The 14,211-nt window shown below is 66.6% G+C and carries 10 protein-coding genes; 3 read left to right on the top strand and 7 right to left on the bottom strand.

What is annotated here, in order from left to right:
• Positions 1-133: 133 nt before the first annotated feature.
• Both aceK and AC3WJE_RS10520 read right to left on the bottom strand, forming a co-directional pair.
• Complete coding sequence (gene aceK, locus AC3WJE_RS10525) at positions 134-1,873, bottom strand: bifunctional isocitrate dehydrogenase kinase/phosphatase (RefSeq protein ID WP_493730743.1); 1,740 nt, start codon at positions 1,871-1,873, stop codon at positions 134-136.
• Between the two features lie 13 nt (positions 1,874-1,886).
• The gene (locus AC3WJE_RS10520; protein WP_493730742.1) at positions 1,887-2,813 is read right to left on the bottom strand and encodes a LysR substrate-binding domain-containing protein; all 927 of its coding nucleotides are present in this window, start codon (positions 2,811-2,813) and stop codon (positions 1,887-1,889) included.
• A gap of 101 nt (positions 2,814-2,914) precedes the next feature.
• Here AC3WJE_RS10520 and AC3WJE_RS10515 point away from each other — a divergent pair, with 101 nt between their 5' ends.
• A complete protein-coding gene (locus AC3WJE_RS10515) occupies positions 2,915-3,118 on the top strand; it encodes a hypothetical protein (protein WP_493730741.1) in 204 nt (67 codons plus the stop codon).
• Between the two features lie 194 nt (positions 3,119-3,312).
• Here AC3WJE_RS10515 and AC3WJE_RS10510 read toward each other — a convergent pair whose 3' ends face one another.
• From AC3WJE_RS10510 to AC3WJE_RS10490, 5 genes are all read right to left on the bottom strand, one after another.
• On the bottom strand, positions 3,313-5,544 hold the full coding sequence (locus AC3WJE_RS10510) for an NADP-dependent isocitrate dehydrogenase (RefSeq protein ID WP_493730740.1): 2,232 nt from the start codon (positions 5,542-5,544) through the stop codon (positions 3,313-3,315).
• Between the two features lie 378 nt (positions 5,545-5,922).
• A complete protein-coding gene (locus AC3WJE_RS10505; protein ID WP_493730739.1) occupies positions 5,923-6,408 on the bottom strand; it encodes a hypothetical protein in 486 nt (161 codons plus the stop codon).
• A 28-nt stretch (positions 6,409-6,436) separates the two neighbouring features.
• Positions 6,437-6,733, bottom strand: a complete 297-nt coding sequence (locus AC3WJE_RS10500; protein ID WP_493730738.1) for a LysM peptidoglycan-binding domain-containing protein — start codon at positions 6,731-6,733, stop codon at positions 6,437-6,439.
• Positions 6,734-6,901: 168 nt separating this feature from the next.
• Positions 6,902-7,720 carry an NADPH-dependent 7-cyano-7-deazaguanine reductase QueF gene (gene queF / locus AC3WJE_RS10495; RefSeq protein WP_493730737.1) on the bottom strand — a complete coding sequence of 273 codons (819 nt, stop codon included), beginning with the start codon at positions 7,718-7,720 and terminating at the stop codon, positions 6,902-6,904.
• Between the two features lie 195 nt (positions 7,721-7,915).
• Positions 7,916-9,232, bottom strand: coding sequence for a M20 family metallopeptidase (locus tag AC3WJE_RS10490; RefSeq protein ID WP_493730736.1), 1,317 nt, complete (start codon positions 9,230-9,232; stop codon positions 7,916-7,918).
• Between the two features lie 367 nt (positions 9,233-9,599).
• Between AC3WJE_RS10490 and AC3WJE_RS10485 the strand changes: the two genes are divergently transcribed.
• Positions 9,600-10,844 carry an efflux RND transporter periplasmic adaptor subunit gene (locus AC3WJE_RS10485; protein ID WP_493730735.1) on the top strand — a complete coding sequence of 415 codons (1,245 nt, stop codon included), beginning with the start codon at positions 9,600-9,602 and terminating at the stop codon, positions 10,842-10,844.
• 92 nt (positions 10,845-10,936) lie between these two features.
• Positions 10,937-14,170: an efflux RND transporter permease subunit gene (locus AC3WJE_RS10480; RefSeq protein WP_493730734.1), complete on the top strand. Its 3,234-nt coding sequence runs from the start codon at positions 10,937-10,939 to the stop codon at positions 14,168-14,170.
• Positions 14,171-14,211 lie beyond the last annotated feature (41 nt).

Raw genomic sequence — 14,211 nt, 5'->3', positions numbered from 1 at the left:
AGCCGCGATCAAGGCGTCCGGCGGGAATTCCGCATGATCATTTCCCATGAACCAAGGCAGAGGCTCACAACACGCCGCTCCATGCCCTGCTGCCTGCGATATGTCGTACACCCATTAGCGCGCGGACCGTGCTTCACGCCAGCCGCAGTGAATCCGCATAAGGCGGCGTATCGGGATAGTCGTCCTCGCGCAGGCGCGCCTGCAGGCTGCGCCACCATTGCGGGTCGAACAGGTCGGCGTGGACCGCGCGCACTGCCTCCAACTGCGCTGCCGGCAATCCCATGAACAGCGGGAAGCGTTCGGGGAAGACATCGCGCGGGGCGACGTGGAACCAGGGTTCGGCCGACATCTGCTCTTCGTAATTGGTCGGTTGGGGCCAGTCGCGGAAGTTGCATTCGGTGACCAGGCACAGCTCGTCGTAGTCGTAGAACACCGCGCGCCGGTGGCGGGTGATGCCGAAGTTCTTCAGCAGCATGTCGCCGGGGAAGATGTTGTTGCGGGCCATGTCCTTGATCGCCTGCGCGTAGTCGATCGCCGCCGCGCGCACGTTCTCCAGCGGCTGTTCGCGCAGGTAGAGATTGAGTGGCCGCAATCGGCGCTGCACGTAGCACAGCTCGATGATCAGGTCCTCGCCATCCTCGGTGATGCTGTGCGCGCAGCTGCCCAGCAGCTCTTCCAGCAGCGCCGGCGCGAAGCGCGAACGCGGGAAGCGCATGAAGCGATACGGCTGGGCGTCGAGCAGGCGGCCGATGCGATCGAGCTGGAACACCAGTTCGTATTTCTCTTCAACCTGCTCGCGGCTGATCTGCTTGGGATAGGCGAAGCGGTCGCGGATCACCTTGAACACCAGCGGATAGCTCGGCAGGGTGAACACCACCATCACCATGCCGGGCGTGCCTTCGGCATGCACCAGTCGCTCGTCGGTGTGTATCTCGAAATGGCGGAAGAAGGTGCGGTAGCGCTCGGTCTTGCCCTGCTTGGCGCGGCCGAGCATGGTGTACAGCTCGTCGATCGGCTTGTGCGTGAGCAGGCTGCGCAGGAACACCACCGCATCGCCGACGGTACCCAGGTTGGCCTGGAAGTAACTGCGCGAATTGCTGAACAACTGCGCGACGTCGCTGCGCCGGGTCAGTACCGCCTCGGCGCGTAGCCCGCGCTCGTCGTTGACCAGCGCGATCACAAACGGCGAGAAACGGTGTTCGCCGAATACGCGTCCGACCAGATAGGCGCGGCGCTCGCGATAGAACACCGTCTCCAGCAGCTCGACGCTGCGCACCGGGTGCTCGCCCCAGTGCGCCAGATCGTCCTGCAGGCGGATCGCAATCGCCGCGGCGCAACGCGTGCGGTGCGCGTACGGCACTTCGAATGGATAGTCGCCGAGCACCCGCATCAGCATCTCGGTCAGCCGGCCGGGCGAGACCGCGTAGGTGTGGCGCGCGACCGGATGGGTGATCGCGTCGGTCGGCTCGATGTCGAGGGCGACGAACTCGATGCGCGGGTCCACGCCACGGGTGCGGAAGTAGCGCCGCGTCAGCGTGTTGTAGAAGGTCTTGTACAACTCCTGGTCCAGCAGTGCGGCGATCAACTTCAGATAGTGCTCGCGGGCGCGGATCCACAGCGCGCGGTCGTGCGCCTGTCCCATCAGCACCGCGCGCAGGCGCAGCATGCACTCGGCGATGTATTGGTCGTACAGCGCGATGCGCTCAACCGCGTCCTCGCGCGCGCCACTCCAGTCACGCGCCTCAAAGCGCTGCCGGGCACGCGCGGTGACCTCGGCGAAGCGCGCGTGGTAGTCCTCGAACGCCTCGAAGATCGCGCGACCGATCGCCTCGGCGCGGCGTTCGGACTGCGGCGGGATCGGTGCGAGATTCATGGCCGCAGTGTACTCAGCGACGCCGGCGCGGACGCGGCGGCTGTTCCGCAACCTCCTGCATGTGCCGGTCGTGTTCGCGTGCCTGTGCATGCAGCCACTCGCGGAACGCCAGGAGGCCGCGATGCCCGGCCGAGCGCGCCGGGTAGACCAGGTAATGCGACCAGGTCGTCTTGAGCCGATGCGACGACAGCGGCACCAGTTGGCCGGAGTCGATCAGCAGCCGCGCCCGGGTCACCCGCCCCAGCGCCACGCCGACGCCGTCCAGCGCTGCCCGATGGTGCGATTCGGAATCGTCGAGCACCGCCACGTAGCGCGCGGGCACCTTGTCGCCGGTCGCGGCGAACCAGCGCTCCCACTCGCGGTCGCGGGCACCCAGCAGCGGCCATTCGAGCAGCGGCCGCTTGTCGATCCCGCCCATGCGGCGGATCAGCGCCGGGCTGGCCATCGGCACCAGCCAGTCGTCGAACAGCCGTTCGGCGGTGAGGCCGGGCCAGTCCCCTGCACCGATACGCAAGGCGGCATCGATCTGAAGCTGGCGCTCGAAGTCCACCAGGCGCTCGCTGGATTGCAGGTTGATTTCGACTTGCGGATGCGCGGACAGGAAATCGCTGAGTCGCGGCACCAGCCAGGCCGAGGCCATCGACGGCGTGATGCTGATGGTAAGCACGTCGTCATGGCGCGCGGCGAACGGCTGGAACGCCAGCGCGATCGCATCCAGGTGCGGCGCGACCTGTTCAAGCAGACGCTGGCCTTCCCGCGTGGTGGTCACGCCGCGTGCCTGCCGCACCAGCAGCGGATGCCCCAGCCGCTCCTCCAGGCCGCGCATCTGGTGGCTGAGTGCGCTGACGGTGACGTTCATCGCCTCGGCTGCCCTGGAAAGGTTGCCCAGACGCGCGGCGGTCACGAATCCCTGCAGTGCATGGAGTGGCGGCTTTGTCATGACGAGGCTTGAGTATTTCTCAATGATTGGTTGCGGAATTCTCGCTTTTTACTCAACCAGCCTGCGCCTATTGTCGATTTCACTCAAGTGGAGACGTAGACATGGGCATCTTCAACGGATTGCTTTTCATGCATGGGCACATCACCAACGTGGAGCTGGCGCGCCAGTTGGCCAAGTCCGCCGAGACGATCCATACGGCCAACGTGGGTGATCGAGAACGCGTTCGGCAACGTCGCGAACGTGGTCAGCGGCGGCGTGCTTCGGTGCTGGCGCGTGCGATGACGGCGCTGTCGCCGTTTAGGTGAGCGGCAGTGGCGAGACAGAAAGGGGCGCGTTGTGGGAGGGACTTCAGTCCCGACGCTTTGCCGGTACGGCCCGTCGGGACTGAAGTCCCTCCCACAAAGGCTTCCCACAAAAGGCATGCGGCATCGGTAGCCGCCCAAAGAAAAGCCCGCCTCCGTGAGGAGGCGGGCCTTGGGTCTTGCAAAACGCCGCTCGGTCAGCCGGCCAGCGTCGCCAACGCGGCGTTGAGGGTGCTGCTCGGACGCATCGCGGCTTCGATCTTGCTCAGGTCCGGGTGGTAGTAACCGGCGATGTCCACGGCCTTGCCCTGCGCACCGTTGAGCTCACCGATGATGGTCTGCTCGTTCTCCGCCAGCAGCTTGGCCAGCGGCACGAACTTGGCCTTCAGCTCGGCGTCCTGGTCCTGCGCGGCCAGCGCCTGCGCCCAGTACAGGGCCAGGAAGAAGTGGCTGCCACGGTTGTCGAGTTCGCCGACCTTGCGCGCCGGCGACTTGTTGTTGTCCAGGATCTGGCCGTTGGCCGCGTCCAGCGCCTGCGCCAGCACCTTGGCGCGGGCATTGCCATAGGTTTCGCCCAGGTGCTCGAGCGAAGCGGCCAGCGCGAGGAACTCACCGAGCGAATCCCAGCGCAGGTAGTCCTCTTCGACGAACTGCTGCACGTGCTTGGGCGCCGAGCCGCCGGCACCGGTCTCGAACAGGCCGCCACCGGCCATCAGCGGCACGATCGACAGCATCTTGGCGCTGGTGCCCAGCTCCATGATCGGGAACAGGTCGGTCAGATAGTCGCGCAATACGTTACCGGTGACCGAGATGGTGTCCTGGCCCTTGCGGATGCGCTCCAGCGAGAACTTCATCGCCTCGACCGGCGCCAGGATGCGGATGTCCAGGCCGGCGGTATCGTGATCCTTGAGGTAGGTTTCGACCTTGGCGATCACCTGCGCGTCGTGGGCGCGCTGCGGGTCCAGCCAGAACACCGCCGGGGTGCCGCTCAGGCGGGCGCGATTGACCGCCAGCTTGACCCAGTCCTGGATCGGCGCGTCCTTGGTCTGGCACATGCGCCAGATGTCACCGGCCTCGACCGCGTGCTGGAAGATCGTGGTGCCGGTCTCATCGACCACGCGCACCACGCCGTCGCGCGGGATCTGGAAGGTCTTGTCGTGGCTGCCGTATTCCTCGGCCTTCTGCGCCATCAGGCCGACGTTGGGCACGCTGCCCATCGTGGCCGGATCGAACGCGCCGTGCGCCTTGCAGTCCTCGACCACCGCCTGGTAGATGGTGGCGTAGCTGCGGTCCGGAATCAGCGCCAGGGTGTCCTGCAACTTGCCCTCGGTGTTCCACATGCGGCCGCTGTCGCGGATCATCGCCGGCATCGAGGCGTCGACGATCACATCGCTGGGCACGTGCAGATTGGTGATGCCCTTGTCGGAATTCACCATCGCCAGCGCCGGGCGCTGGGCGTACTCGGCCTCGATATCGGCCTTGATCTCGGCCTGCGTCGCTTCCGGCAGTGCGCCGATGCGCGCGTACAGATCGCCGATGCCGTTGTTCGGGTCGAAACCGGCCTGCTTGAGCGCATCGGCGTGCTTGCTCAGCGTGTTCTTGTAGAACTCGCCGACGACCACGCCGAACATGATCGGGTCGGAGACCTTCATCATCGTCGCCTTCAGGTGCAGCGACAGCAGCACGCCCTGCGCGCGCGCCTGCGCGATGGCGGCATCGACGAACTGCGCCAGTGCCTTGCGGCTCAACACCGCCGCATCGATGATCTCGCCGGCCTTGACCGTGGTCTTCTCCTTCAGCAGCGTGGTCACGCCGTCGTTGCCGACCAGTTCGATGCGCACGCTACCGGCGCTGTCGATGGTGGCGGACTGCTCGCTGCCGTAGAAATCACCACTGGCCATGTGCGCCACCGTGGTCTTCGAACCCTTGTCCCAGGCGCCCATGCGGTGCGGGTGCTTGCGCGCGAAGTTCTTCACCGACAGCGGCGCGCGGCGATCGGAATTGCCCTCGCGCAGCACCGGATTGACCGCGCTGCCCTTGACCCGGTCATAGCGCGCCTTGATGTCGCGGGTGACGTCGTCGCTGGGCGCATCGGGGTAGTTCGGCAGCGCATAGCCCTGCGCCTGCAGTTCCTTGATCGCGCCTTTCAGCTGCGGCACCGAGGCGGAGATGTTCGGCAGCTTGATGATGTTGGCTTCCGGCTGGGTCGCCAGCTCGCCCAGTTCGGCCAGGTGATCGCCGATCTTCTGCGCGTCGCTCAGGTAGTCCGGGAACAGCGCCAGGATGCGACCGGCCAGCGAGATGTCGCGGGTCTCCACTGCAATACCGGCGGTGCCGGTGTAGGCCTTGATGATCGGGAGCAGCGACTGCGTCGCCAGGAACGGTGCCTCGTCGGTGAGCGTGTAGATGATCTTCGGGGTGTTCGACATGTTCTGCGTGGACTCGTACTGGTTCGGGAAGAAAGCCGCGGCGAAGGTAAGGAAGCAGCTTCATCGGGCTGCGGAGGCGTTGTCGTCTGCCACCGCGTGTGCCCGCCGTGCCGGCCGCAGGCTGGAACGGGATCGATCAAGCGTTTCATTGTCGCGTCTGCGGGGCGACGGGGTAAAGCCGAGCCGGCGCGAATCCAGCGTTCCACCCGGGCCAATCGGTTGCATCGAAAACCGATTCCGCACGCATCGCAATGACTGGCCGGGCTTTCGCGGCGCCGGCGCAGCCAATAAAAAAGGAGGCGCAGCCCGCGCTGCGCCCCCAGCAAAGAACGCCCGTCGGGAGAGAGTCGACGGGCGTACTGCTCCCCTTGGGCCTTCCTATTTCACCTCGAATTGCTGGGTGCCGGCCGACTTGCCATCCACCGTCACGTCGGCGGTGTACTTGCCCGCCGGCCAGGCGCTGGCCTTGCTGAATTCGACATTGGTGGTTTCGGCACCGCTGGCATTGATCGACGCGCTCTGCTGGCCGGCGACCTGGCCATCCTGGTAGGTCAGCTTGACCGCCACCGGCACGTTGCTGGCGGTGCCGTCGGTCTTCACCGAGACGATGATCTTGTCCTTGGCGCCGAGCGTGGCGACCGCTGCGACCGACTTGTCGGCGGCGGCGGTGTTGCCGACGGTCACGCCGGTCACGCTGACGCCGGTGGCGGCAGGCGCCGGTTCCGGCGTGGTGGCAGGCGCTGGCGTGCTGGCCACAGGCGCAGTGCTGTCGACACTGGTGTCGTCTTTCTTCTTGCAACCGGCCAGGGCCAGCACGGCGGTCAGGCCCAGGATCACGGCGCCGGAAAGATGGGTCTTCTGCATGGTGTTTGCTCCGAAAGGTGGGTCGGGATCAGGACTTGGCGGGAATGCGCAGCGTTTGGCCGGGGAATATCTTGTCGGGATCCTTGAGCACGTCGGTATTGGCGTCGAAGATGCGCCTCCAGGCGTTGCTGTCACCGTAGAACTGCTTGGCAATCTTGGATAAGGAATCGCCACCCTTCACGGTGTAGGACTGCTCGCCGACGACCTCGGCGGTGCTGTCCACCTTTGCGGTGACATCGGAGAAATCAGCCTTCGGCGTCGCCGGGGCAGTGCTGTCGACCTTGGCGGTCACGTCGGAAAAATCGGCTTTCTTGTCGTTGCTCATCGCCAGCGGTTCCTTGATACCGGACTGGCGGCTACCGTCTCACGGCGGATGTTAAGGACGGATCGCGCGCACGTGAAGCTGGCATGCAGGAAATCTAGAGGTTATGCGCCCCCTGAAGTGCTTGCACCGGCCCGTGCGCAAGCACCGGGCCGGTCGTCTGAACACCTGTTACTGGCGCGGGTCGCGCAACGCCGACAGCGACTCCGGCAGCTGCGGGCTGGCGCGGAACGGGTTGATGTCGAGCCCACCGCGACGGGTGTAGCGCGCCTCGACCGTCAGCCATTGCGGGCGGCACTGCTGCTGCACGTCGTGGAAGATGCGCTCCACGCACTGCTCATGGAACTCGGCGTGATCGCGGAAGCTGACCAGATAGCGCAACAGGCCTTCACGGTCGATTTTCGTGCCGTGGTAACGCAAGCTCACGCTGGCCCAGTCCGGCTGGCCGGTAACGGGGCAGTTGGACTTCAGCAGTGCCGATACCAGGGTCTCCTCGACCGCTTCGCCCCCGGCATCGGCACGCAGGTAGCTGGCGTTGGGCGGGCCGTAATCGTCGATGGCGACATCGAGTGCGTCGATCGACTCGCCCTCGCCGACCGTATCCACCGGCGGCAGGCCGAACTCGACACTCACCTCGGCGCCGGCACTCACCGACAGGTCGGTGGCGATGCACACACGCACCGCCTCGGCGCTGTTGAAGCGCGTGCCGTTGAGCGAGTTGAGGTAGAGCTTGAGCGACTTGGACTCGATCAGGTACGGCGACTCGCACGGCACGCGCAGGGTCGCGGTGGCCACGCACGGTTTGCCGTGGGCGTCGAGCCAGCTCAGTTCGTAGGCATGCCAGCGATCGTGGCCGGCGAACGGCAGGGCTGTGTCGATGCCGATCTCGGTACGGCCCGCGCTGCGCGGGATCGGGAACAGCAAGGTCGGATCGTAGCGATCCGGGTAGGCGACCTCACGGCCGAGGCTGGAATCTTGGACGGTGTTCATCCCGCGATTCTACGGACCGGGGGCTGGCCGGCGGGTGTATGGGGCGCTTGTGAACCGTAGGAGCGGCTTCAGCCGCGATGGGGCGTTCACGCAGATCCCTCTGCAAAAGCCCGCACATCCATGTGCGGGGATTCAAATGGGAACGCCCCATCGCGGCTGAAGCCGCTCCTACAAGGTCATGTTCGAGGCACTAGATCAGCCCGGCTGGGTGCCTTCCAGGTAGTCCAGCGAGACCTGCAGCAGCGCGCGCAGGCCGACGTCGAGCGACTTCTCGTCGAGCAGGAACTTCGGCGAGTGGTTGCTGGGCGCGGTGGCCGGGTCGATGCCCACCGAGGTGGAGCCGACGAAGAAGAACAGGCCGGGCACTTCGCGGGCGTAGAAGGAGAAGTCTTCCGCGCCCATCTGCAGCGGCGGCTCGTAGACGTTGTCCTTGCCGACCACGGCCTGCAGGCTCGGCAGCATCTTCGCGGTCAGCGCCGGGTCGTTGATCGTGGCCGGGTTGCCGTCCTGGTCCGGCACGTTGGCCTCGGCGGTGGCGCCGTGGGCGGCGGCGGTGTGCTCGGCGACGGTCTTCAGGTCGGCAAAGATCTGCTGGCGCATGCCTTCGTCGAAGGTGCGGATGGTGCCGACCATCTCCACATCGTCCGGGATGATGTTGTAACGGATGCCGCCCTTGATCGCGCCGAAGCTGACCACCGCCGGTTGCTTGGCGATGTTGGCGCGGCGGCTGACCACGGTCTGGGCGGTGCCGATCAGGTCGGCGGCGGTGACGATCGGGTCGATGCCGTTCCACGGCGCCGAGCCATGGGTCTGGCGGCCGATCACCTTGATGTTGAAGCGGTCGGACGCTGCCATCAGCGGGCCACCGCGCACGGCTATCTTGCCGGCCTGGACGCTGGAGAACACATGCAGGCCAAACACCGCCTCCGGCTTGAAGTCGGCGAACAGGCCTTCCTTGAGCATCAGCGAGGCACCGCCTTCTTCGTTACCCGGCGCGCCTTCCTCGGAGGGTTGGAAGATCAGCATCACTTCGCCCGGCAGCTGGTCACGCATCGCCACCAGCGCTTCGGCCACGCCGAGCAGGATCGCGGTGTGGGCGTCGTGGCCGCAGGCGTGCATCACGCCGACGGTCTCGCCGCGGTATTCGCCGGTGGCCTTGGAGGCGAACGGCAGGCCGGTCTGCTCGGTCACCGGCAGCGCGTCCATGTCGGCGCGCAGGGCGATCTTCGGGCCGGGCTTGCCGCCCTTGATGATCGCCACCACGCCGTGGTGGGCGATGCCGGTCTGCGGCTTCAGGCCGAGCTTGCGCAGCTGTGCGGCGACCTTGGCCGAGGTCTGCACCTCGCGGTTGGACAGCTCCGGGTGCTGGTGGAAGTCGCGGCGCCACTGCACCACCTGGGCCTGCAGTTTGCTTGCCGCGGCGGCCACTTCGGGGCGCTCGGCGGACTGGGCCAGGGCAAGCGCGGGGGCGGCCAGCAGCAGCGAGCAGGCCAACAGGCGGGTGGGACGCATCGGGATTCCTTTTCGGGTGGTGAACCCAGCCACTTTAGGACATGTCCGAAACCTGCCATAGGCCGAACGGCACGGTTCGGTCCTTTGCAGGAGCAACTTCAGTCGCGACGGGACATTGCCGGTAAGGCCCGTCGCGACTGAAGTCGCTCCTACGGAAGTCGACCGGATGTCGTCACGGCGTCAACCGACGCCACCGTAATGCGTTTGTGGGCATGCTGGTCCGACCGGCTGAACCAACCCAGGCATAAGCGGTCTACCTCCTATCCCGTCAGTCATGGTCCAAACGACGGGGGCCGACGATATGCTTCCCGTCCAGCCAACCGGGTCGTGCCAGCCGCGCCCCGCCCCCGCCATCAGGAGTTGTCGAATGTCGCGTTTCTGGAAGGTCTCACTGCTCGTCGTGGCGGTGGTCATCGTGCTGGTCGTCGGTGCGCGCGTCCTGCGCGGCGGTTCCCACGGCAAGGCGTCGGGCGCCGGCGGTGATGACGACAGCGCCGGCCCGGTGCCGGTCACGGCCGTGGTCGCCAGCACCCAGGACGTGCAGGTCTATGCCACCGCGCTGGGCACGGTGAAGGCGCTGAACACCGCCACGGTGACCCCGCAGGTCGGCGGGCAGCTGATGAGCCTCAACTTCAAGGAAGGCCAGGAAGTGAAGAAGGGCGACCTGCTCGCGCAGATCGACCCGCGCAGCCTGCAGGCCAGCTACGACCAGGCGGTCGGCGCCAAGCAGCAGAACCAGGCGCTGCTGGCCACCGCCCGTTCCAGCTACAGCCGCTCCAACGCACCGGAATACCAGCCCTACGTCGCCAAGACCGATCTGGACACGCTGCGCAACCAGGTCGCCCAGTACGAAGCGGCGGTGGCCGCCAACGACGCCTCGATGCGCGCCGCGCAGGTGCAGTTGCAGTACACCCGCATCACCGCGCCGATCGACGGCATCGCCGGTATCCGCGGCGTGGATGCCGGCAACGTCGTCACCACCAGCTCCACGATCGTCACCTTGACCCAGATCCACCCGATCTACGTCTCCTTCAACCTGCCCGAAACCCAACTGCAGCCGGTGCGCGAAGGTCAGGCGCAGGCACCGCTGCCGGTGGCCGCACTCGACCGCGGCGACGCGCACGTGCTCACCGAGGACGGCAAGCTCGACGTGATCGACAACGCCATCAGCAGCGACAGCGGCACCTTCGCCGCGCGCGCGGTGTTCACCAATGCCGACAACGCGCTGTGGCCGGGCCAGTTCGTCAACGTGCGCCTGCAACTGCGCACGATCGCTGGCGGCGTGGTGGTGCCGGCGCAGGCGGTGCAGCGCGGCCCCGATGGCGACTATGTCTACGTCGTGCAGGCCGACAACACGGTCAAGATGCAGAAGGTGACCCAGGGCGTGGAGGTCGATGACAGCCGCGTGCAGATCGCCAGCGGCCTGAAGGCCGGCGACAAGGTGGTCACCGAAGGCCAGTTCCGCCTGAAGCCGGGCAGCAAGGTCAATGCGCTGGCCCCGGGCGAGACCCCGGCCCCGCCGACCGACGCCGAGCTGAAGGCCGCCCAGCAGAAGCAGGGCCGCGGCAATGGCAGTGGTGGTGGACGTCGCTCCGGCGGTGGCCCGCGTTGATCCGTAACCGGCGGTGGCGCAACGCGCCCCGCCTGCGTGCCGGTGCCTCCCGCGCCGGCTCCGTTTAGCCGTTTCCAGCAAGGACACCCTCCGTGGGCTTCTCGACGATCTTCATCCGCCGACCCATCGCCACCTCGCTGCTGATGGCGGGCGTCATGCTGCTCGGCATCCTCGGCTACCGCCAGCTGCCGGTGTCGGCCTTGCCGGAAATCGACGCGCCGAGCCTGGTGGTCACCACCCAGTACCCGGGTGCGAATGCCAGCACGATGGCTTCGCTGGTGACCACGCCGCTGGAACGCCAGCTCGGGCAGATCTCCGGGCTGGACATGATGACGTCCGACTCCTCGGCCGGCCTGTCGACGATCATCCTGCAGTTCTCGATGGAGAAGAACATCGACATCGCCGCACAGGACGTGCAGGCGGCGATCCGCCAGGCGACCCTGCCCTCCTCGCTGCCGTACCAACCGGTCTACAACCGGGTCAATCCGGCCGACGCGGCGATCCTGACGCTCAAACTGACCTCCGACACGCTGCCGCTGCGCGAGATCAACCGCTACGCCGATGCGATCCTGGCCCAGCGCCTGTCGCAGGTGCAGGGCGTGGGCCTGGTCTCGATCGCCGGCAACGTGCGGCCGGCGGTGCGCATCCAGGTCAATCCGGCGCAGCTTTCGAACATGGGCCTGACGCTGGAATCGCTGCGCAGCTCGCTGACCCAGACCAACGTCAGCGCGCCGAAGGGTTCGCTCAACGGCAAGACCCAGTCCTACAGCATCGGCACCAACGACCAGCTCACCGATGCGGCGCAGTACCGCGACACCATCATCAGCTACAGCAACGGCCGCCCGGTGCGCCTGTCCGACGTGGCCAAGGTGATCGACGGCGTCGAGAACGACCAGCTCGCGGCCTGGGCCGACGGCAAGCCGGCGGTGCTGCTGGAAATCCGTCGCCAGCCCGGCGCCAACATCGTGCAGACCGTCGAGCAGGTGCGCGCGATCCTGCCGCAGCTGCGCGCAGTGCTGCCGGCCGACGTGCACCTGGATGTCTTCTCCGACCGTACCGAGACGATCCGCGCCTCGGTGCATGAAGTGAAGTTCACCCTGATCCTGACCATCTGCCTGGTGGTCGCGGTGATCTTCGTGTTCCTGCGCCGGCTGTGGGCGACGATCATTCCGTCGGTGGCGGTGCCGTTGTCGCTGGCCGGCACGTTCGGCGTGATGGCCTTCACCGGCATGTCGCTGGACAACCTGTCGCTGATGGCGCTGGTGGTGGCAACCGGCTTCGTGGTCGATGACGCGATCGTGATGATCGAGAACATCGTCCGCTACATCGAACAGGGCAAGAGCGGCCAGGAAGCGGCGGAGATCGGCGCGCGCCAGATCGGTTTCACCGTGCTGTCGCTGACCGTGTCGCTGGTGGCGGTGTTCCTGCCGCTGATCCTGATGCCGGGCGTGACCGGCCGTCTGTTCCACGAGTTCGCCTGGGTGCTGAGCATCGCGGTGGTGATCTCGATGCTGGTGTCGCTGACGCTGACGCCGATGATGTGCGCCTACCTGCTCAAGCCCGATGCGCTGCCCGAGGGCGAGGACGCGCACGAGCGCGCCACCGCCGCCGGCAAGACCACCACGTGGTCGCGCATCGTCGCGCTGTACGAGCGCACCCTGGACTGGGTGCTTGCCCATCAACCGCTGACCCTGGGCGTGGCGATCGCCGCGGTCGGGCTGACCGTGGTGTTGTACATCGTCATCCCCAAGGGCCTGCTGCCCGAACAGGACACCGGCCTGATCACCGGCGTGGTGCAGGCCGACCAGAACGTCGCCTTCCCGCAGATGGAACAACGCACGCAAGCGGTTGCCGAAGCGTTGCGCAAGGATCCGTCGGTGACCGGCGTGGCTGCCTTCATCGGCGCCGGCTCGATGAATCCGACCCTCAACCAGGGCCAGTTGTCGATCGTGCTGAAAGAGCGCAGCCAGCGCGATGCGCTCGACGACATCCTGCCGCGCCTGCAGGCGGTAGTGAAGGACATCCCGGGCGTGGCGCTGTACCTCAAGCCGGTGCAGGACGTCACCCTCGATACCCGCGTGGCCGCCACCGAGTACCAGTTCTCGCTGTCGGACGTGGACAGCACCGAGCTGAGCGAGTGGGCCGCCAAGATGACCGAGGCGATGCGCCAGCTGCCGCAGCTGGCCGATGTCGACAACAACCTCGCCAGCCACGGCAACGCACTGGAGGTCAACATCGACCGCGACAAGGCCAGCGTGCTGGGCGTGCCGATGCAGACCATCGACGACACGCTCTACGACGCGTTCGGCCAACGCCAGATCTCGACCATCTTCACCGAGCTCAACCAGTACCGCGTGGTGCTGGAAGTGGCGCCGGAGTTCCGCACCAGCACCGCGTTGATGAACCAGCTGGCGGTAGCCAGTAATGGTACTGGTGCGCTGACCGGTACCAATGCCACCAGCTTCGGCCAGGTGACCTCGTCGAACTCCTCCACCGCCACCGGCATCGGCAACCAGAACACCGGCATCACCGTCGGCGCGGGCAGCATCATCCCGCTGTCGGCGCTGGCCACGGCCAAGATCTCCAGCACGCCGCTGGTGGTCAGCCACCAGCAGCAGCTGCCGGCGGTGACGATCTCCTTCAACCTCGCATCGGGCTACTCGCTGTCGCAGGCGGTGCAGGCGATCGAGGAGGCCAAACAGAAGCTGCAGATCCCGACCCAGGTGCACGCGCAGTTCGTCGGCAAGGCCGCCGAGTTCACCGGCAGCCAGAGTGATGTGGTGTGGCTGCTGATCGCGGCGATCGTGGTGATCTACATCGTGCTGGGCGTGCTCTACGAGAGCTACATCCACCCGTTCACGATCATCTCCACGCTGCCGCCGGCCGGCGTCGGCGCGCTGCTGGCGCTGATGATGTGCGGGCTGAGCCTGTCGGTGGACGGCATCGTCGGCATCGTGCTGCTGATCGGCATCGTCAAGAAGAACGCGATCATGATGATCGACTTCGCGATCGAGGCGCGCCGCGCCGGTGCCAGCGCGCACGACGCGATCCGCCGTGCCTGCCTGCTGCGTTTCCGTCCGATCATGATGACCACCGCCGCGGCGATGCTCGGCGCGCTGCCGCTGGCGCTGGGCAGCGGCATCGGCTCGGAGCTGCGTCGCCCGCTCGGCATCTCGATCGTCGGCGGCCTGCTGCTGTCGCAGCTGGTCACGCTGTACACCACGCCAGTGATCTACCTGTACATGGAACGCTTCTCCGAACGCGTACGCGCATGGCGCGACCGGCGTGCGGAGCGGCAAGGCGCGGTGGCGGAGGGGCGGGCATGAGCGCGCGCGCAGAGCGCGCCAGGGACCAGGGGCCGGAGACC

It is taken from the genome of Pseudomonas sp. GW821-FHT07E12 (assembly GCF_058986605.1).
The sequence above is the reverse complement of the archived record's forward strand: the minus strand, read 5'-3'. Positions and strand labels throughout refer to the sequence as shown.

Excerpts from the sequence above, each read along its gene's own strand:
- AC3WJE_RS10505 (WP_493730739.1), bottom strand. The coding sequence starts at position 6,408 with ATGCAGAAGACCCATCTTTCCGGCGCCGTGATCCTGGGCCTGACCGCC.
- AC3WJE_RS10500 (WP_493730738.1), bottom strand. The coding sequence starts at position 6,733 with ATGAGCAACGACAAGAAAGCCGATTTTTCCGACGTGACCGCCAAGGTC.
- AC3WJE_RS10520 (WP_493730742.1), bottom strand. The coding sequence starts at position 2,813 with ATGACAAAGCCGCCACTCCATGCACTGCAGGGATTCGTGACCGCCGCG.
- AC3WJE_RS10510 (WP_493730740.1), bottom strand. The coding sequence starts at position 5,544 with ATGTCGAACACCCCGAAGATCATCTACACGCTCACCGACGAGGCACCG.
- aceK (WP_493730743.1), bottom strand. The coding sequence starts at position 1,873 with ATGAATCTCGCACCGATCCCGCCGCAGTCCGAACGCCGCGCCGAGGCG.
- AC3WJE_RS10485 (WP_493730735.1), top strand. The coding sequence starts at position 9,600 with ATGTCGCGTTTCTGGAAGGTCTCACTGCTCGTCGTGGCGGTGGTCATC.
- AC3WJE_RS10515 (WP_493730741.1), top strand. The coding sequence starts at position 2,915 with ATGGGCATCTTCAACGGATTGCTTTTCATGCATGGGCACATCACCAAC.
- queF (WP_493730737.1), bottom strand. The coding sequence starts at position 7,720 with ATGAACACCGTCCAAGATTCCAGCCTCGGCCGTGAGGTCGCCTACCCG.
- AC3WJE_RS10490 (WP_493730736.1), bottom strand. The coding sequence starts at position 9,232 with ATGCGTCCCACCCGCCTGTTGGCCTGCTCGCTGCTGCTGGCCGCCCCC.